At 39.2% G+C, this 18,987-nt stretch carries 20 protein-coding genes; 9 read left to right on the top strand and 11 right to left on the bottom strand.

All coding sequences use genetic code 11. The features are described 5' to 3' along the window. The first annotated feature begins 89 nt into the window (after nucleotides 1–89). The 6 genes from ACK2M2_RS04470 (at nucleotide 90) to ACK2M2_RS04445 (ending at nucleotide 7,756) form a co-directional block, all read left to right on the top strand. Entirely contained in the window at nucleotides 90–1,193 is a 1,104-nt protein-coding gene (locus tag ACK2M2_RS04470) for an efflux RND transporter periplasmic adaptor subunit (RefSeq protein ID WP_419346264.1), read from the top strand. 8 nt (nucleotides 1,194–1,201) lie between these two features. Further along, nucleotides 1,202–4,336 (top strand): efflux RND transporter permease subunit, encoded by a 3,135-nt coding sequence (locus ACK2M2_RS04465; RefSeq protein ID WP_419346292.1) that lies wholly within the window; start codon nucleotides 1,202–1,204, stop codon nucleotides 4,334–4,336. Nucleotides 4,337–4,471: 135 nt separating this feature from the next. Further along, nucleotides 4,472–4,846 (top strand): hypothetical protein, encoded by a 375-nt coding sequence (locus ACK2M2_RS04460; protein WP_409510605.1) that lies wholly within the window; start codon nucleotides 4,472–4,474, stop codon nucleotides 4,844–4,846. Between the two features lie 92 nt (nucleotides 4,847–4,938). After that, the gene (gene dnaJ, locus ACK2M2_RS04455; protein ID WP_419346262.1) at nucleotides 4,939–6,054 is read left to right on the top strand and encodes a molecular chaperone DnaJ; all 1,116 of its coding nucleotides are present in this window, start codon (nucleotides 4,939–4,941) and stop codon (nucleotides 6,052–6,054) included. A gap of 184 nt (nucleotides 6,055–6,238) precedes the next feature. Continuing rightward, nucleotides 6,239–7,051 carry a 4-hydroxy-tetrahydrodipicolinate reductase gene (gene dapB, locus ACK2M2_RS04450; RefSeq protein WP_409510607.1) on the top strand — a complete coding sequence of 271 codons (813 nt, stop codon included), beginning with the start codon at nucleotides 6,239–6,241 and terminating at the stop codon, nucleotides 7,049–7,051. 54 nt (nucleotides 7,052–7,105) lie between these two features. After that, nucleotides 7,106–7,756, top strand: coding sequence for an START domain-containing protein (locus ACK2M2_RS04445; RefSeq protein WP_419346260.1), 651 nt, complete (start codon nucleotides 7,106–7,108; stop codon nucleotides 7,754–7,756). Between the two features lie 83 nt (nucleotides 7,757–7,839). Here ACK2M2_RS04445 and ACK2M2_RS04440 read toward each other — a convergent pair whose 3' ends face one another. Then, nucleotides 7,840–8,997 carry an MFS transporter gene (locus ACK2M2_RS04440; RefSeq protein WP_419346258.1) on the bottom strand — a complete coding sequence of 386 codons (1,158 nt, stop codon included), beginning with the start codon at nucleotides 8,995–8,997 and terminating at the stop codon, nucleotides 7,840–7,842. A 6-nt stretch (nucleotides 8,998–9,003) separates the two neighbouring features. Beyond that, entirely contained in the window at nucleotides 9,004–9,837 is an 834-nt protein-coding gene (dkgB, locus tag ACK2M2_RS04435) for a 2,5-didehydrogluconate reductase DkgB (RefSeq protein WP_419346257.1), read from the bottom strand. A gap of 117 nt (nucleotides 9,838–9,954) precedes the next feature. Here dkgB and ACK2M2_RS04430 point away from each other — a divergent pair, with 117 nt between their 5' ends. Then, nucleotides 9,955–10,845 carry a LysR substrate-binding domain-containing protein gene (locus ACK2M2_RS04430; protein ID WP_409510611.1) on the top strand — a complete coding sequence of 297 codons (891 nt, stop codon included), beginning with the start codon at nucleotides 9,955–9,957 and terminating at the stop codon, nucleotides 10,843–10,845. Here ACK2M2_RS04430 and ACK2M2_RS04425 read toward each other — a convergent pair. Further along, the gene (locus tag ACK2M2_RS04425; protein WP_419346291.1) at nucleotides 10,805–11,212 is read right to left on the bottom strand and encodes a hypothetical protein; all 408 of its coding nucleotides are present in this window, start codon (nucleotides 11,210–11,212) and stop codon (nucleotides 10,805–10,807) included. The two genes, ACK2M2_RS04430 and ACK2M2_RS04425, sit on opposite strands and share 41 nt — an antisense overlap. A gap of 110 nt (nucleotides 11,213–11,322) precedes the next feature. On the opposite strand from ACK2M2_RS04425, the gene ACK2M2_RS04420 reads away from it, so the two are divergent. Continuing rightward, nucleotides 11,323–12,759, top strand: coding sequence for a PLP-dependent aminotransferase family protein (locus ACK2M2_RS04420; RefSeq protein ID WP_419346255.1), 1,437 nt, complete (start codon nucleotides 11,323–11,325; stop codon nucleotides 12,757–12,759). Between the two features lie 188 nt (nucleotides 12,760–12,947). Here the strand turns inward: ACK2M2_RS04420 and ahr are convergent, their stop codons facing one another. The 8 genes from ahr to ACK2M2_RS04380 all read right to left on the bottom strand — a co-directional run bounded on the left by ahr (nucleotide 12,948) and on the right by ACK2M2_RS04380 (nucleotide 18,240). Then, entirely contained in the window at nucleotides 12,948–13,970 is a 1,023-nt protein-coding gene (gene ahr / locus ACK2M2_RS04415; protein ID WP_409510614.1) for an NADPH-dependent aldehyde reductase Ahr, read from the bottom strand. Nucleotides 13,971–14,018: 48 nt separating this feature from the next. Continuing rightward, complete coding sequence (locus ACK2M2_RS04410; protein ID WP_409510615.1) at nucleotides 14,019–14,573, bottom strand: DNA-3-methyladenine glycosylase I; 555 nt, start codon at nucleotides 14,571–14,573, stop codon at nucleotides 14,019–14,021. 33 nt (nucleotides 14,574–14,606) lie between these two features. Continuing rightward, nucleotides 14,607–14,852: a hypothetical protein gene (locus ACK2M2_RS04405; RefSeq protein WP_409510616.1), complete on the bottom strand. Its 246-nt coding sequence runs from the start codon at nucleotides 14,850–14,852 to the stop codon at nucleotides 14,607–14,609. A 26-nt stretch (nucleotides 14,853–14,878) separates the two neighbouring features. Then, a complete protein-coding gene (locus ACK2M2_RS04400) occupies nucleotides 14,879–15,421 on the bottom strand; it encodes a M23 family metallopeptidase (RefSeq protein ID WP_419346252.1) in 543 nt (180 codons plus the stop codon). A gap of 92 nt (nucleotides 15,422–15,513) precedes the next feature. Continuing rightward, nucleotides 15,514–16,548: an A/G-specific adenine glycosylase gene (mutY, locus tag ACK2M2_RS04395; protein ID WP_419346250.1), complete on the bottom strand. Its 1,035-nt coding sequence runs from the start codon at nucleotides 16,546–16,548 to the stop codon at nucleotides 15,514–15,516. Nucleotides 16,549–16,675: 127 nt separating this feature from the next. After that, on the bottom strand, nucleotides 16,676–17,038 hold the full coding sequence (locus ACK2M2_RS04390) for an HIT family protein (protein WP_409510619.1): 363 nt from the start codon (nucleotides 17,036–17,038) through the stop codon (nucleotides 16,676–16,678). A gap of 87 nt (nucleotides 17,039–17,125) precedes the next feature. Then, entirely contained in the window at nucleotides 17,126–17,863 is a 738-nt protein-coding gene (locus ACK2M2_RS04385) for a dienelactone hydrolase family protein (protein WP_419346248.1), read from the bottom strand. Nucleotides 17,864–18,081: 218 nt separating this feature from the next. Beyond that, entirely contained in the window at nucleotides 18,082–18,240 is a 159-nt protein-coding gene (locus tag ACK2M2_RS04380) for a DUF1328 domain-containing protein (protein ID WP_409510621.1), read from the bottom strand. A gap of 192 nt (nucleotides 18,241–18,432) precedes the next feature. Between ACK2M2_RS04380 and ACK2M2_RS04375 the strand changes: the two genes are divergently transcribed. Further along, on the top strand, nucleotides 18,433–18,885 hold the full coding sequence (locus tag ACK2M2_RS04375; protein WP_419346246.1) for a YcgN family cysteine cluster protein: 453 nt from the start codon (nucleotides 18,433–18,435) through the stop codon (nucleotides 18,883–18,885). Nucleotides 18,886–18,987 lie beyond the last annotated feature (102 nt).

The raw sequence follows: 18,987 nt of genomic DNA, 5'->3' as shown, positions 1-18,987 counted from the left end.
TAAGAAATGATCAAATTAATAACCCGTAATTGTTTTGTCTGAAAAAATTATTTTGCCTGAAAAAACACATTTGAATAAGAGCTTTGTGTATGAATATTTTGAAAACGACGATCAGTAGTCTAATGATCATCAGTTATGTAACGCTGTGGGGATGTAGCAAAGAACAACCCACTGTAGAACAAATTCCATTTGTAATGGTTCAACAACCTGCAACGTCACTGATTGACCAAAAAAGCTATGCAGGCGATGTGCAGGCAAAACAACAAACGGCTTTAGCATTTCGTGTGGGTGGACAAATTGTTGAACGTTATGTAGATACGGGAGATCGCGTTAAAATCGGTCAGGTTTTAGCAAAACTTGATGTGAAAGATGCGCAATTACAACTTAACTCAGCTCGTGCACAACTTGAAAGTGCGCAGTCTGCTGCTAAAGTTGCGGCAGATGAGTTTAAGCGTTTTCAGCAACTTTTACCGATTAATGCTGTAAGTCGGTCACAGTACGATACGGTTAAAAATCAATATGATTCAGCCAATGCAGCACTAAAACAAGCGCAATCGAATTATGATGTCAGTGCTAACCAAACAGGATATAACCAATTGGTTGCCAATAAAAATGGTGTCATTACTGAACGTAATATTGAAATTGGACAGGTGATTTCAGCAGGGCAGCCTGCATACCAAGTGGCAATTGATGGTGATCGTGAAGTGGTGATAGGTGTTCCTGAACAGGCAATTTCATCAATTAAAGTTGGTCAAGATGCTTGGATTACTTTGTGGTCAAAACCGAATGATAAATTTGCAGCTTATGTTCGAGAAATATCCCCTGCGGCAGATCAATCACGGACTTTTAGTGTCAAAGTAGCACTTAAAGAAGGTCAGTCTGCAATTCAACTTGGGCAAAGTGCCCGTGTTTTCTTTAGTCAAAATATTCAAAATATTTTAAGTGTGCCCTTGTCGAGTGTATCAGCCACAGAAAATCAGGCTTATGTTTGGGTAGTCAATCCAAATCAGACTGTACACAAAGTTAACGTGACATTGGGTGCTTATGGACGTGACAGTGTACCAGTGATCAGTGGTTTACAAACTGGACAATGGGTCGTAGTAGGAGGTGTTCATTTACTGCGTGAAAAGCAAAAAATTAAACCTGTAGACCGTGAAAATCGTACTGTTAGTATGAAAGAGGCGGGCATATGAGCGAACCAATTAAATTTAATCTCTCTGAATGGGCACTGAGAAATAAAGGTTTAGTTCTTTATTTTATGTTACTGCTCGGAATTGTCGGTCTATTCTCGTATTCAAAACTTTCACAAAGTGAAGATCCTCCCTTCACCTTTAAAGTAATGGTGGTACAGACTTATTGGCCAGGTGCAACGGCTGAAGAAGTTTCTTTACAGATTACCGATAAAATTGAAAAACAGCTGATGAGCACAGGCTCATACGACAAAATTATGGCGTATTCTCGACCAGGAGAATCCATGATTATGTTTATGGCTCGAGATTCGTTGAAGTCTTCGCAAGTACCCGATGTATGGTATCAAGTCCGTAAAAAGGTTGGAGATATCAAAGGGCAATTGCCAAGTGGTGTGCAAGGACCTTTCTTTGATGATGAGTTTGGTGATACCTACGGTAATATTTATGTGCTCACGGGCAATGACTTTGACTATGCGACTTTAAAAGAATATGCAGACCGTTTGCAGTTACAGCTACAACGTGTGAAAGATGTCAGTAAGGTGAACTTGATTGGTTTACAAGATCAAAAAATTTGGATTGAGTTATCAAACACCAAAGCGGTGCAACTCGGTGTACCTGTCACAGCAATTCAAGAGGCATTAGCAAAACAAAATGCCATTACCAGTGCAGGCTACTTTGAAACAGGTTCAGACCGTATTCAAGTCCGCGTCAGTGGTGCAATTAAAAGTGTCGATGACTTAAAAAAAATGCCGTTGTTGGTGGGCGATAAAACTATTCAATTGGGCGATGTTGCCGATGTCTATAGAGGTTTTAGTGAACCAGCCCAACCTCGCATGCGTTTTATGGGGGAAAACGGTATTGGTTTGTCTGTGGCGATGCGTAAAGGTGGCGACATTATTGCGCTTGGTAAAAACCTCGAAACAGAATTTCAGTCGCTACAAAAGACTTTACCTTTGGGTATGAAACTGCAAAAAGTGTCAGATCAGCCGGTGGCGGTACAGCGCAGTATTCATGAGTTTGTAAAAGTGCTTGCTGAAGCTGTCATTATTGTTTTATTGGTCAGCTTCTTTTCACTCGGTTTCCGTACAGGGCTTGTGGTAGCATTTTCCATTCCATTGGTTTTGGCAATGACCTTTGCAGGCATGAATTTATTTGATGTTGGTCTTCATAAAATTTCTTTGGGTGCATTAATTTTAGCACTGGGTTTATTGGTCGATGATGCGATTATTGCCGTTGAAATGATGGCGATAAAAATGGAGCAAGGCTATAGCCGAATGAAAGCGGCAGGCTATGCGTGGACAAGTACCGCATTTCCCATGCTAACAGGAACACTCATTACCGCAGCAGGCTTTTTACCAATTGCCACGGCTGCATCAAGTACAGGGGAATATACCCGTTCGATTTTTCAAGTGGTGACCATCGCACTGATTGTGTCATGGATTGCTGCTGTCCTGCTTGTACCATATTTGGGCGATAAATTATTGCCTGATTTTAGCAAAACAGCTCAGCGTGCTCCGTGGTATCAACGTTTAATAGCTCGTTTACGTAAACAGCCTGAACCTGAGCCGATCGTGCATCATGCAGGTGAGCATTTTGACCCTTATCAAAGTCGTTTTTATCAAAGTTTTCGTAAATTAGTTAATGTATGTGTGACCTATCGAAAAACCGTTGTGGCAATTACGGTCGGTATTTTTCTGTTGTCAGTTGCGATGTTTAAACTCGTACCACAGCAATTTTTTCCACCATCTAACCGTGCAGAAATTTTGGTCGATTTAAAACTCGAAGAAGGAGCATCACTTACAGCGACAGAAGATGCTGTGAAAAAAGTTGAAGCATTTTTGTCGAAGCAAAAAGGTATTGATAACTATGTCGCTTATGTAGGGACGGGTTCACCACGCTTTTACTTACCACTCGATCAACAAATGCCACAGGCAAGTTTTGCACAGTTTGTTGTTTTGGCATCATCAATTGATGATCGAGATGACATTCGCAAATCTTTAGATACTCAAATTCGCCAACTTTTACCACAAGTTCGTACTCGTGTGTCATTACTTGAAAATGGTCCACCTGTGGGTTATCCACTGCAATATCGTGTTTCTGGTGAAGATGTAAAAACGGTACGTCAAGAAGCTATGAAAGTTGCGAAGCTGGTGGGAGAGAATCCAAATACGACCAATGTTCATTTAGATTGGGGCGAGCCAAGTAAAATCATTTCTTTGAATATTGATCAAGATCGTGCACGTCAAATGGGTGTGACTTCACAAGATTTAGCTAATTTCTTAAATAGCTCAATTACAGGCGCAGTCATTAATCAGTATCGTGAAAAACGTGAATTAATTGATATTCGTATTCGTGGTGATCAACAAGAACGCATGAGTGTAGAAGCATTGTCAAGTTTGGCTGTACCAACAAGCAATGGGGGCACAGTACCTCTAGCGCAGATTGCACAAATTGATTATAAATTTGAAGATGGTTTAATTTGGCATCGTAACCGTTTGCCAACGATTACTGTTCGTGCTGATATTGCGACTAAGTTACAGCCTGCGACAGTCGTTAGTGAGTTGGCTGAAAAGATTGATCAGCTACGCACTGAATTACCGAGCGGTTACTTGGTTGAGGTTGGTGGTACAGTAGAAGAATCAGCAAAAGGACAAAGCTCCGTGAATGCGGGTATGCCATTATTCTTGGCTGTGGTCTTTACCTTATTGATGATTCAATTGAAAAGTTTGTCACGGTCATTCATCGTCTTTTTGACTGCACCATTGGGCTTAATTGGCGTGGTGCTGTTTTTACTTCTGTTTAATAAACCGTTTGGTTTTGTGGCAATGCTTGGCACAATTGCACTGTCAGGCATGATTATGCGAAATTCACTCATTTTGATTGATCAGATTGAGCAAGATATTTTGGCTGGGCAAAATCAGTGGGATGCAATTTTAGATGCTACAGTACGCCGTTTCCGCCCGATTATTTTAACAGCGTTGGCTGCGGTACTTGCGATGATTCCATTATCTAGAAGTATCTTCTTTGGACCGATGGCTGTGGCGATTATGGGCGGATTGATTATTGCGACATTATTGACGCTATTTTTCTTACCTGCGCTGTATGCAACATGGTTTAAGGTGAAAAAAACCGTCGAAACTACATAAAAAAGCGGAATATCAGGTGCGAAAAATTGAAAATTTCAATATAGTAGCACTTGATCGTTTACATAAAATAATATTTGTAAATTTACTGCATAAAAATGATATCAGTGTGCAGTAAATGTGAGGTTCAAAATACGCATGGGGCAAGACAATCTGGAAAAACATCGCCGTTATATGGCGATGGCTTATATGTTTATGTTTCTTGCACTGTTCAGTGTGGTCAGTGCTGTGATTGCATATTTACTTGCTCGTAAAGTTGCTCAGGTTGATGCAGAGGTATGGATGCATGCACAAGCACTTTGGGTCATGCGTAATGTCATTATTTTTGTTATTTTGGCCGCTTTTGCTGCACTTTGGTTTATTCCGCTTATTTTCTTTTATTGGGATAGCATGCTTTGGGTTAAGGCTTGTACAGTTGTTGGTGTCGTATTTAGTACCATTGCATGGTTGTTTTTACTCAATGCGTGGATTAAAGGTTTTAGCAAATATCTCAATAAGAAAGCCGCATTTTAAAAATATTATTGTTATAACTTGTAAAATGGATAAGGTATCCCCATCTTATTCACAGTTAAGTTTTATCTAAATTCCGTGGAGCATCGCCAAACATGGCTAAACGTGATTATTATGAGGTTTTGGTTGTTGCCAAAACCGCAAGTGATGATGAGATTAAAAAAGCCTATCGTAAGATGGCGATGAAGTATCACCCTGACCGTAACCCTGACAACGCTGAAGCAGAAGAAAAATTTAAGGAAGCTGCTGAAGCTTACGAAGTTTTATCCGATAGTGAAAAGCGTAGTATGTATGACCGTATGGGGCATAAAGCCTTTGAAGGTGGTATGGGCGGCGGCGGTGGATTCGGTGGAGGTGGATTCAGCGCAGAAGACATTTTCAGTCAGTTCGGTGATATTTTCGGTGGTTCTTTTGGTGGTCGTAGCCAACAACAACGTCAACGCCGTGGTTCTGATTTACGCTATGTCATGGAATTGACTCTTGAAGAAGCTGTTCAAGGTGTGAAAAAAACCATTAGCTTTACTGCACCAGCACCATGCGAAACTTGTGATGGGAAGGGTTCAAAAAATCCAAATGATGTAGAAACGTGTAAGACTTGTCATGGTGCGGGTCAAGTACGTATGCAGCAGGGCTTTTTCTCTGTGCAACAAACGTGTAATACCTGTCGTGGACAAGGTAAAATCATTAAGAACCCATGTAATACTTGTCATGGCTCTGGTGTAAAAGACCGTCAGCAAACACTTGAAGTGACCATTCCTGCGGGCGTGGACAATGGTGATCGTGTACGTTTAACTGGTAAAGGTGAAGCGATTCGTGATGGTCAGGCAGGCGATTTATATGTAGAAGTCGTAGTTCGTGAACATGAAGTGTTCCAACGTGATGGCGCAGATTTATATATGGATGTCCCTGTCAGTTTTGCTGATGCAGCTTTAGGTAAAGAAATTGAAATACCGACTTTAGATGGTCGCGTCAGCCTGAAAGTTCCAGAAGGAACGCAAACAGGTAAAATGTTCCGTCTACGTGGTAAAGGTGTAAAACCTGTTCGTACCAGTATGCAAGGTGATTTACTGTGCCGTATTGTCATTGAAACACCTATAAATCTTACTTCACGTCAACGTGAACTGTTAAAAGAGTTACAGGAAACAATGGATGGCGATGACAATAAATCATCACCAAAGAAAAAATCATTCTTTGATCGCTTATTTGACTAAAATAAAGTTAAATGCAGAATGATGAAAAGCCACTTCAATATCATCTTGAAGTGGCTTTTTTATGCGCGATGAAATTTAGTCACTTCGATGGGTATGGTGGATTAAATTTCAATTTTAACTTTTAGAAAATTCCCAGACTTTTGTTATAGTAAGATTAATTTAGAATCAACATCAGGAAAATGTTATGTCAGCTCCACGCATTGGGATTTTAGGTGCAGGCGGTCGTATGGGTCGTACGCTTATTCAAGCGGTACAACAAGCAGGTTATCAACTCGCTGCTGCTGTAGAGCGCCCTGAAAGTACGCTCATTGGTACAGATGCAGGTGAGCTTGCAGGCATTGGTGCTGTGGGTGTAAAGGTTGTTGGTAGCCTAGAAGAAGTTTTGAAAGATGTTGATGTTGTTATTGATTTTACTGCACCTGTAGCGACTGAAAGCAACTTGAAATTGTGTTCTACTGCTGGCGTAGCCATGGTTATTGGTACAACAGGTTTTTCAGATGAACAAAAAGATATTTTGAATGATTCTGCAACGAAAACACCTGTGGTCTATGCAGCGAACTATTCAGTGGGTGTGAATGTGTCAATTAAATTACTTGAGCTTGCTGCCAAAGTATTTAACGATACTGTCGATATTGAAATTATTGAAGCACATCACCGCCATAAAGTAGATGCACCATCAGGTACAGCACTTATGATGGGTGAAGCGATTGCAGATACTTTAGGTCGTGATTTAAAACAAGATGCAGTTTATCATCGTGAAGGCTATACAGGTCCTCGTGAACGTCAAAGCATTGGTTTTCAAACCATTCGTGGTGGTGATATTGTTGGTGAACATACCGTGATGTTTATTGGTGAAGGCGAACGTGTAGAAGTTACACATAAAGCGACAAGCCGTATGAACTTTGCTTCAGGTGCAGTACGTGCAGCCGCATGGGTTGTGGGTAAAGATGCCAAAAAATACGATATGAAAGATGTTTTAGGCTTAAATGACATTTAAGTCCAAAGTGTGTTTCATTAAAATAAATAAAAATGATCTAGAAAAGAATTTCGAATGAAAAAAACAGTGATGTTATTTGCGTGTGTGGTCAGTGCAATATGCCTGACTACACAGGCGGCTTTACCTGCCAATGCTAAACTTAGTATGAATAAAAATAATATTAAAGTTTGGACTTATCAAGATCCGAGTCAGACGGTTTTATCTTATAAAGGCGAAACGACTTATGATGTACCAATTGAGCGAGCAGTTGCCCTCGTTTTAGATGTGCAAAATACACCGAAGTGGGTACCCAATGTGGCTCGTGCTGAAGTGTTATCTCGTGATGATAAAAAAGGAGAGTTCACTCTATATATGGTGCTCGATTTTCCATTTCCCTTAAAAGACCGTGATATGGTAGTGAAAGGGAAAATGTTTAAAGATGCCAATGGTACAATTAGCATTAAAAATAAAGCCATTGCTTCAGGTAAACCGCTAAATCCGAATTATATTCGTTTAAAAAATTATGAAGGCGATTGGGTTTTTCAAAAAATAGCAGGTAATAAAACTAAAGTGACTACGACGGGTTTTGCTGACCCTGAAGGTTCAATTCCGCAAAGTGTGACCAATATGTTGGTCGAGCATCAGCCTTATCAAATGTTGCAAAAGATGAAAGCAGAATTGGCAAAGAACAGTGTATTACCCGCTTTACCTGTGATGTTGAAATAATTTTTAAGTCGTTTTAAAACAAAAACCTTCAACGTCATATTTGAAGGTTTTTGTTTTGATGTTTAGCCACATTAGTGAATGAATTATTGTACAAGTTCTTTGCTCATCTTCATTTGAATAAAGACTAAAACTAATCCTACTGCAGTTAGGACAGCACCTGTGGTTGAAACCATGGCATAACTCATGTTCATACTGAGGACTGCGCCACCAGCCGCGGCTCCTAAGGCATTGCCTAAGTTGAAAGCACCAATATTGACCGATGATGCTAAGCCTGGTGCTTCATGTGCAACAGACATGACACGCATTTGTAAAGGGGGAACTACGGCAAAGGCTGCTGCCCCCCAAATAATCAATGCAATGGCAGCACCAATCGTCGTTTTTGCTAAGATTGGAAAGAGCAACATCATCACCATCAAAACAACCAAGAAGCCAATTAGGGTTTTGGATACCGATAAATCTGCAAACTTTCCGCCTAAATGATTGCCAATTGAAAAGCCAATGCCGATGAGAACCAACATGAATGTAATGACAGTTGGTGTCGCATGGGTAATATGATGTAGGCTCGGTGCAATATAGGTGTATAGGGTAAACATCGCACCCGCACTCATCACCGTTGTAAGTAATGCAAGTACTACAGGCAAGCGTGTTAGAACTTTGAGTTCTGCTTTGACATCAGGACGTTGTCCGAGTTCACCCTCAGGCAGTGCTTTCCAAAGAGAGAGCATGGTGATGACACCTAAGATTGCAATCAGTGCAAAAGACATTCTCCAACCAATATTTTGTCCAACCCATGTGGCTAAAGGTACACCACCGATATTGGCAATAGTCAGCCCCATAAACATCATCGCAACCGCACTCGCTTGTTTATCTTTTGGTACAACACTTGTGGCAACAATTGAACCAATACCGAAAAATGCGCCGTGGTTTAAACTGGTGAAAATTCGTGCGCCCATTAAGCCCCAATAATTGGGAGCAATTGCCGCAAAAAGATTACCTAGTGTAAAAATGCCCATTAAAATAATCAGAGCTTTACGGCGCGGAAAATGTCCAAACCATAAAGTCATAATTGGTGCACCAATCATCACGCCAAGTGCGTAAGCAGTGATGAGCATACCCACGGTAGGAATAGAAATATTGAGATTTTCTGCAATTTGTGGCAAAAATCCCATGGGAGAAAATTCTGTTGTACCAATGGCAAATGCACCAATGGCAAGGGCGAGTAAGGGAAAGTTAATTTTCATATCGGACTAATCCCAAATTGGTGCTAAATTTTCAGGATTTACTTCACGTCTATTACATTCAAGTTGTCGAATCAATTGAATTTCTTCATGGGGCAATTGAATATCTTGTGCTTTCAAATTTGCCATTAAGTGTTCCCGTTTTGTCGAAGAAGGGATCACAGCAAAGCCTTCTTGTAATGCCCATGCTAAGACAATTTGAGCAGTTGAAGCCTGATGGTTTTTGGCAATGTCACTCAAAATAGGATCATTCAATACTTTGCCATAAGCCAAAGTCATATATGAAGTCACATCAATTTGCTGTGATTGTAAAAAATTCACCAGCTTATGATTTTGCAAATAAGGACTGAGTTCAATTTGATTGGTGGCAATATTTTCAATACCCACGGCATCAATCGCTTGTTGTGTTAAATCAATATTGAAGTTTGAAATACCAATATGCTCGGTTAAACCTTGTTGTTTGGCTTCAAGTAGGTTTTGCATCATTTCTGCTACAGACATTCCAAGTGACGGTGCAGGCCAATGGATCAGGGTGAGATTGACCGCATCCGTTCGCAATTTTTGTAAACTATCTTTTAAACTTGGAATAAGTTTGTCTGCACGATAGTGCTCTGTCCATATCTTTGTGGTGATAAATAAATCATTACGATGAATATGACTTTCACCAATCGCTTGTCCAACTTCAGCTTCATTGCCGTAGATTTGTGCAGTATCTACTGCACGATAACCGATATCTAAAGCAGTTTTAATAGAGTCTATGACCGTTTGACCCGATAGGCGGAATGTACCTACACCGAAAGCAGGGATGATTTTAGGTGTATGGGATGAAGTCGTTTGTGACATGAGTATTCTTCATTTTTAGATTGAGTGTATTTTGCAAGTTTTATTGTTGCCATTAAAGTGGTGAATTGGCAAAATATTATTGATTAAAAATCAATTATTGCGAGTTGTATTGATGATATGAAATCGACCTTAGAAGAATTAAATGCTTTTATTAATATTGTTGATAGTGGCTCAATTGGAGCAGCAGCATTACAGTTAGACCAAACAACGTCAGGTGTTAGTCGTGCATTACAACGCCTTGAGTCTAAACTGAATGTGACTTTGTTAGAGCGTACAACTCGAAAATTAAAATTGACACAAGAAGGGCATATTTTCTTAGAAAAAGCTCGAAAAATTGTGCATGATTTAAATGAAGCCGAAGATGCTTTACTCAAATCGGATGGTGATACTTCGGGGCTAATTAGAGTTGATTCAGCAACGCCATTTGTCTTGCATGTGATTGTTCCGTTAATGTCTGAGTTTAATCAGCTTTATCCAAATATTGAAATTGAACTCAACTCTAATGATCAAGTGATTGACTTACTCGAACATAAAACTGATGTGGCAATCCGTTTTGGTGAGCTGAATGATTCAAGTTTACATGCACGATTGTTGTGTAAAAGTCGCTTATACCTTGTGGCAAGCCCTGAATATTTAGAAAAAAATGGTTATCCGAAAACGCCTCAAGACATTCTCAATCATCCTCAAATTGGCTTTAGCAAGGTATCGCATTTAAATACTTGGCCAATCAAAATTAATGGTGAAAAGTTGACAGTTCGTCCTAAAATTAAAGCTTCTAATGGTGAAACGGTTCGACAAATGGCATTGGATGGTTTAGGTATTACGTGTTTATCTGCCTTTTTAGTACATCGAGATCTGAAACAAAATCGATTAATTGCACTGTTTGAAGATCAAATAGACATTTATGAACAACACATCCATGCGGTGTATTATCAGCAGGAACATTTGCCGAAACGTGTCCGTTTATTCATTGAGTTTTTAGCGAAAAAGCTGTCAAAGTATCGATAGTTTTTTGCGGTGGTAAACTTAAACTCAGTAAAGTTTGGTTTTGGGTTTGTTGTGGATTGACTAATTGAATATCGAATTGCTCAGCAGTTTTTTGTAGACATTCAAACTTTAAATTTTGCTGTGATGGCATGTTAATTTTCATTGAGTGATCAGCGCTTGCTTGGTAAGTATATTCACGTTTAGCTGCCGTTTGATGCAAAGTGGGTTGCAAATGATTCAGCTGATATTCACCTAATTTTTGTGTTTTTAAAAAACCTTCAATCAATGATTTACAAATGAAATGCTGTTGTTGTGCAGCTTTGTTGACCTGTTGAGGTTGGCAGGCTGTCAGCCCAAAAGCGATGCAAGCAAGTACGATCATTCTCATCATTTTTCTCCTTTTAAATCAATTGGATTTAAAAACTAACTGTAAAAGAAGAATAAATCTGTTAGTTTAATAGATACAGATACAACTATTATTAAAATTTGGGTACAGATATGGCATTTCAATATCAGGTATTAGCAGAGCAGGTTGCACAGAAAATTTATAGCGGTGAATTGATTGTTGGGCAAAAACTTAGTTCTTTACGGCAGTTTGCTGAGTTGCAAAGTACTAGTTTGAATACTGCAAAAAGTTGCTATGAATTACTTGAAGCGCAAGGCTTGATTTATGCCAAAGAAAAATCAGGTTACTTTGTACAATCTCTTACGCAAAAACCGCAAATTGCTGTACCGAATCATCCCGATTTTAAATCGCATGCCCGTGATATTTCTAACTTGGATTTACAAATACAAATCCATGAAGCTTCAGCCAACAGTCGCTTAGTTCATTTAGGTTCAATTCAACTGTCCCCAAATCTAGTACCTGTCGAGGCAATTAGACGTTCTATTCAACGTGCTTTAAAGCATTGTAAACCTGAAGACTTTTTATATAACAATCGGCAAGGTCATTCACAGTTACGTGAAGCTTTGTCAGTGCATTGGGCTGAAGATGGCTTTTATATTGCTAAGGATGATATTTATATCAGCAATGGCTGTATGCCTGCATTATCCATCATGGTACAAAATGTGAGTAATGAAGGTGACAGTATTATTGTTCCAACCCCTAACTATAATGGTCAGTTGCAATTATTAGCTTTATTGAACCGAAAAATTGTTGAAATTCCTGCTAATACTGAAGGTTTTGACCTAGAACGATTAGAACAGGAAATGCAAAATTCAGGCGCAAAAGTATGTCTATTAACGGCCAATTTTCAGAATCCTTTAGGTTTCTGTCTGAGCAACGCAGAGAAAGAAAAAATTGCTCAACTTGCTTCAAAATATCAATGCTATGTGATTGAAGATGATATTTATGCAGAATGTAGTTTCAATGCAAAGCGTCCATTGCCAATCAAATATTGGGATCAAGATGGTTATGTGATTTATTGTAGTTCGATTTCTAAATCTTTATCACCTGCGTATCGAGTGGGATGGTTTTGCCTACCATCGCGCTTGCAACATTTACATGCCAAGTTAATGTTGCAGAATATATCGGTAAATACACCGCTACAATTGGGACTTGCCGATTTAATTTTTAGTCGAGCTTATCGTCAACATCTCACTGAGTTACGTCCTAAATTGATGGTGCAGGTGGAGCAGTATCGTCAATTTATTCATTCTGCTTTTTATGATGTCGATATTCGTTTAAATGAACCGCAGGGCAGTTATGCATTGTGGTTACAGTTTCCTGAGCAAATTGATAGTTTGGCACTGTATTATTTTGCACAAGAGCACAGTATTAATATCGTTCCGGGTTTAATTTTTGGCGAGGACAATCGTTATAACAATTGTATTCGTTTAAATGCAGGGCATGAGTTGTCAGATGAAATTAAAGATGCGCTTGTGTTGTTGGCAGATTGGGTAAGAGGGGAGTTAGACGTGGAAAATGTGGCTTAAAGATTTTCCTTCTTGCGTAGCTTTGCTACTCATCTTTAAAAAGAGGGGAATATTACGAATCTGTTTAATATTAGATTAGGACATCTCCTCCCTTTTTTAAAGGGAGGTTGGGATGGATTCTATTGAACAGAAAAAGTAAGTAAAAAATTATCGCTTCCGATAGCGATTAAAGAGATTAGTACGGTTTATTAAAAATCAGCTTTTAACACAATTCGATAACGTGCCTGACCTGAATGTAGACGTTCCAAGGCATCATTAATTTTTGACATCGGATACAGCTCAATTTGTGGTGCGATATTTTTACGTGCTGCAAATTGTAAAAGTTGACGTAGTGCAAATGGAGAGCCAGTAGGAGAGCCCGTAACTGATTTTGCACCACTAATTAGTGTTCCTGCAGGAATTGCTAACGGTTCAAGCACCATACCGAGCATGTGAATAGTACCATTTGGTGCTAGGGTATTTAAATACGATTTCCAATCTAAAGTCACGTTCACGGTACACAGCAATAAATCAAATTTGCCACGTTGAGATTTTAATGCGCTTGCATCACGGCTATTGACGACATGGTCTGCCCCCATAGCTTTGAGTTCATCGGTCTTGTCTAGGCTTGAAGTAAATGCAGTAATTTCACAGCCCCATGCTTTAAGTAGTTTAATCGCCATATGACCTAAACCACCAATGCCAATTACACCGACATGGTGAATGGCTGAAATTTGATGTTTTAAAATAGGGTCAAATACGGTGATTCCGCCACATAGTAATGGGCCAGCACTTTCAGGATCTAAGTCATTAGGAAGAGGAATAATCCATTGCCAACCTGCACGAACTTTATCTGCAAAACCACCTGCATGACCTACAATAGTCGCTTTCTTCTCTCCTGTACAAAGTACTTGCTGACCACTGACACATGGGTCACAGTACTGACAACTTTCCGCAGTCCAACCAATTCCAACGCGTTGCCCAACTTTCAAACCTTTCGCTTCTGACCCTAGTTGAGTGATGATACCGATAATTTCATGACCGCCAACAACTGGATAAACTGCATTGCCCCATTCATTATTAATTACTGAAACATCAGAATGGCAAAGTCCACAGTATTCAACCTCGACTTCAACTTGATGAGCTTGTAATTCGCCAGCATCAAATTGGTAAGGAACAAGTTCTGCGCCTGCACTGTGTGCTGCATAAGCATTGATTGTATTGTTTGTCATTGTGTCATTCCTTATAGAAGAAAGATTTTATCGTTTTTGAATGGGTGATTAGCGAAATGTACAGCTATTTTCATGGTCATTAACCATACCTACGGCTTGCATAAAAGCATAACAGGTTGTTGGTCCGACAAATTTAAAGCCATTTTTTTTCAGTGTTTTGGATAGCTTTTGACTTATTTCAGTTTGTGCAGGCGCTTGTTTATAATTGGGGACATCATTAAGTTTTGGTGCACTTTCTACAAAACTCCATAACCAATCGACCATATTAATACCTTGAGCTTTCATATTTTCCCAAGCAATGGCATTATCCCGAATGGCTTTGAGTTTACCAATATGCCTGATAATACCTGCATCCTGTAATTTATATTCAAGGTGTTGATCGGTCAGTTGGGCAATGTGTAGAATCGAATGCTGAAAGAAATGTTCACGATAACGCTCACGTTTTTTTAGTACAGTAATCCAAGAAAGTCCAGCTTGTTGCCCCTCAAGACATAGCATTTCAAATAGATGTTGTTCATTATGATTTGGGATACCCCATTCATAATCATGGTAAGCGATATAGAGTGGATCATCGGAGCACCATCCACAGCGTTGGGTTGTCATGAAGTATACTCCGCTATAAGTTGGGCAGAGTATTTAGATTTTGAAATCTGCCCATTGATCTGTTTGATTATCCCAATAGGATAATTGTGCTTGTTCTAAATCTGTGAATTTAATCCAAATATCTTTACCTGTTTTATCTGCAAATCCTGTACTGATCAAGAGGGAATCTTCAGAAATTTCCATAATCCAACCTTGATGCGTTTGATCATTCAGTACAATTTTTTGCTGATTGCCTGATTCTGCAAATGTAACCATGCGCTCAATGAAAGCTTCTGACATGAAATGTAATTCCTGATTTTAAAAAATTAACGTAAATAGAGATAGGGATTAACCGCACCACGCCCTTTACCCTCTAAGTATAATCCATAGTGCAAATGAGGGGCAGTGTGTCTTGCATTTCCTGTATTACCGACATAACCAATCAATGCGCCTTTTTTAACATAGTCACCTTCTTTTAGACCCCGTTTGTGTCCATCGAGATGCGCATAATAATGATATGTCCCCGCAGGTCCCATCATCCAAATGACTATGCCACCCAAATTATTGCTTTTCAAACTTGTGATTATGCCATTGGTGCTACTCAACACTTTTGTTCCACGTGGAGCCATAATGTCAATACCTTCATGGCTACGTCCCTGACTGCGTGATGCTCCCCAAGTATCACTGAGTTGGCTGGTTTTAATGCCATCGACAGGAATAGGTAGCTTCTTTGGCATAGGACTCGCTTTAAGCTGTAACACTGTTTCTGTCGGTAATGTTATTGGAATTTGTTTTTTAGGTGCTGTGGTACAGGCACTAAGTAGGGTGAGCATAAAACCAAGCAGGCTCAAGGACAATAAGCGGGACACAGGTAATCCTATTATTAAAAATGATGAGATCATTTAATCAAGTGAATTTGACGTTATAAGTATGAGTTATTTTTAGCTCGTATCCGACTATGTCATAGATCAACAGCAGAGATCAATTTTTTCATCGCTGTAGGAATGCCCATTTGTGTAGCTTTTTGTGGCGATAACCATTCGCCATCCAATTCACTTAATAAATACTCTTTTTCCTCTGCTTCAACTTTGAATATTTGTGCCGTGAGAATCCACGTAAAATGGGTGAAGCTATGTGAAATTTGCATAGATTTTGTTTTAGAAATGAGTTTTAAGCTTTGGCAAATTTGATCAAACTCAATGTCATTTTCAATAATAGGCAAACTCCATAAACCACCCCATAAGCCACTACTCGGACGTTGCTGCCATAACCATTGTCCTTCTGACTCGATCAATAAAACTTTAGCATATCTGATAGGTACAGGCTTTTTAGCTTTTTTAAACGGTAATTCAGTTTCGAGTCCTTGTGCATGTGCTTTGCAATGCTGTTGCATTGGGCAGTATAGACACAGTGGTTTTTTCGGTGTGCAAATGGTTGCACCTAAATCCATAATCGCCTGAGTATAGTCATGGTTACGCTCAGTTGGGCAAAGACTTTCTGCAAGTTGCCACATTGCACGTTCATGTATTGGCTTACTCAAATCATCTTCAATGGCATGAAAACGGGCAAGTACTCGTTTTACATTACCATCCATAATTACACCATATTTCCGTAGTCCGAGTGACATTAGTGCCCCACCTGTGGAAGGTCCTACGCCAGGTAATGCGATCCACTCTTCTAATGTCTTTGGAAAACTTCCTGTTTGATGCACAATACCTGCGGATTTGTGTAAATTTCGAGCACGAGCATAGTAACCAAGCCCTGCCCAATAGGGAGCGACATCATCCCATGATGCTTTACCAAGATCATCGACTGTTGGAAAACGATCTATAAATTTTTGGAAATATTGTAAAACTGTTTTGACTTGAGTCTGCTGTAACATAATTTCTGAAACCCAAACTTTGTAAGGATCATCTGCCACTTGCCATGGTAAATCATGGCGTCCATGTACATCGAACCATGTTAAGAGCGCATCAGAAAAAGAAAATGAAGACATAGGACTCAGAAGAATTAAAGATGGGAAAAGACGAGAGCAGTATAGCGAAGAATAGCACTGAAAGAGGATGCAATATGATGGATAATAAAAAAGACGCCGAAACGTCTTTATCATTTCAAAATAAACGTTAAGCTGTAATACCCCAACGTTGATCCAATTTTAATGGTTCGTTTTTATAGCGTGGAATAATGTGAATGTGGAAGTGCTCAGCTTGATCATCACCAAAGACATTGCCATCATTAAATGCAATATGGAAACCTTCAGGTTGATGACGGATTTTCAATTCATTGCGTGCAAGCTCAAGAAGTGAAGATAGACTTTTACGTTCTTTCTCAGTAACTTCAAAAAAAGAATCGACATGGCGTAGTGGAATAATAACTGAATGTCCTTTCGAGATTGGACTCAGTTCAGGCAAAATAACGCCATACTCATTTTTCGCAATGATGTCATATTCATCAAATTCGCAATAAGGGCATTTTTTGTCAGTCATGATATTTTCCTCTAAGTATTAATGCCATCTTGAATGGCTTTACCGTATGTCGTAAAGCTAAAAAGATGATCTTTTCGTTCATTTATTTTAAGCAAGTTTACGTTGTAGTAGAGCATACATTTCTTGCAAACTTTGCTTTTCCGCTGCCGCGTTATAACCCAAATCGACATTATTGGCTTGAGCACGTTCATCAGCAAGTGGATTACTGAAACCATGTTTCGCATCTTTTAAAATAGTGACACGATGAGTCACTTCAGCTTGAGTCATTTCTTGTTTAAATCCTTCTACATCATTTAAAGACACCATGCTGTCTTGTTCGCCGTGTAATACTAAAATTTCAGCTTGAACTTTGCCTTTTTCAGCAGGAGATTGAGCGCTCAAATTTGCATGGAATGTGGCAACAGCTTTTAGCGGTGCACCTGAACGTGCAAGATCTAAAATGACTTTACCACCATAGCAAAAGCCAATCGCCGCCACACGATTTGAATCGACTTCAGGCTGTGCTGCCAATATTTCGAGTGCAGCAGTTGCACGATCAACAATAGTATTGGCGTTTTTAAATGTATCCATCATCCATGCATAGGCTTGAGATGCATCTGTTGTGACTTTTTTATCACCATACATATCAATCGCAATGGCTGCATAACCATGTTCTGCAAGTTCACGTGCACGTTGTTCGGTATATTCATTGCGGCCCCACCACTCAGGTGAAACAAGTACGCCTGCAACAGCTTGTGCATTTTCAGGTGCAGCGAAATAACCGATCAGTTGATGACCATCTTTGTCTTGATAAACCACTTCACGTGTTTGGATGGCAAGAGTCATGCATTAAATCCTTATAAAGATGAGGGAATAGCTCGATTAAATCATAAAAATATACTTTTAAAATGACTTTGTTGCCAATATTAACAATTGAAATGTGAGAAATTATATTTCTTAAGCACCCTGATAACTATTGAGCTATATATTTGAAATTAAAAAAGAAGGCATATAGCCTTCTTCTTATATAAACTAAGTTATTGTATGTTTAGCACATAATTTTTTTAGGCACGACCCTTAAATAAAAATCCAACTATGGCTAAAATGACAGCAATAACCAATAAAATGACAGCAAAGTCTTTCGACATACCTGCGACACCACCGAAGCCAAATAGACTCGCAACAAGTGCAATAATGGCGAAAATAATAGCCCAACGGAACATACTCTTCTCCTTCTTTTTTATCGATTAAATTTAGTATAGGTGTGATGTAATTTTAAGCGTGTGAATTTATGTTGTACTCATGTGAGCAAGCTGTAGAAGTGTAACAAGAGTATTTGAAGTTGATATTTGTAAGATCAAATTCAAAGCTTAGAACTGTTATAATTGATCTAAAGGCTTGGAAAATCAATTGAAATGAGCAATGAATTGCGCACAGAGTTTTGGAAAAACTATACGCTTGAGCAGCTGACACAAGTGGAATGGGAGGCTTTGTGTGATGGTTGTGGGCAATGTTGCTTAATCAAATTGGAAGATGATGAAACTAATGAGATTGCCTATACCAAAGTGGCGTGTAAATTACTTGATTGCACAACAGGGCATTGTTCAGATTATCCAAACCGTATGCAGCATGTTCCTGACTGTATTCAATTGACATCTGAAAAATTACAAAATATTCATTGGCTACCAAATAGTTGTGCATATCGTAGAGTCAATGAGGGTAAGAGTTTACCAACTTGGCATCATCTCATTACAGGTTCACGCCATAACGTCATTAAAGCTCGAAAATCGGTTGCAGGGCGCTGTATTTCAGAGGCTGAGATTGATCCTGAAGAGATTGATGAATACATTGTAAAATGGGTACGTTGAGCATTATTTTAATAATCCACTTATTTAAAAATATTGGCTTTTATATGTTGTTTGAGGCTTTCCATAGTAGACTAAGAACAGCCTCAATTTATAATCATAAGT

It is taken from the genome of Acinetobacter sp. TY1 (genome assembly GCF_048551395.1).
Lineage (GTDB): Bacteria > Pseudomonadota > Gammaproteobacteria > Pseudomonadales > Moraxellaceae > Acinetobacter.
The sequence above is the reverse complement of the archived record's forward strand: the minus strand, read 5'-3'. Positions and strand labels throughout refer to the sequence as shown.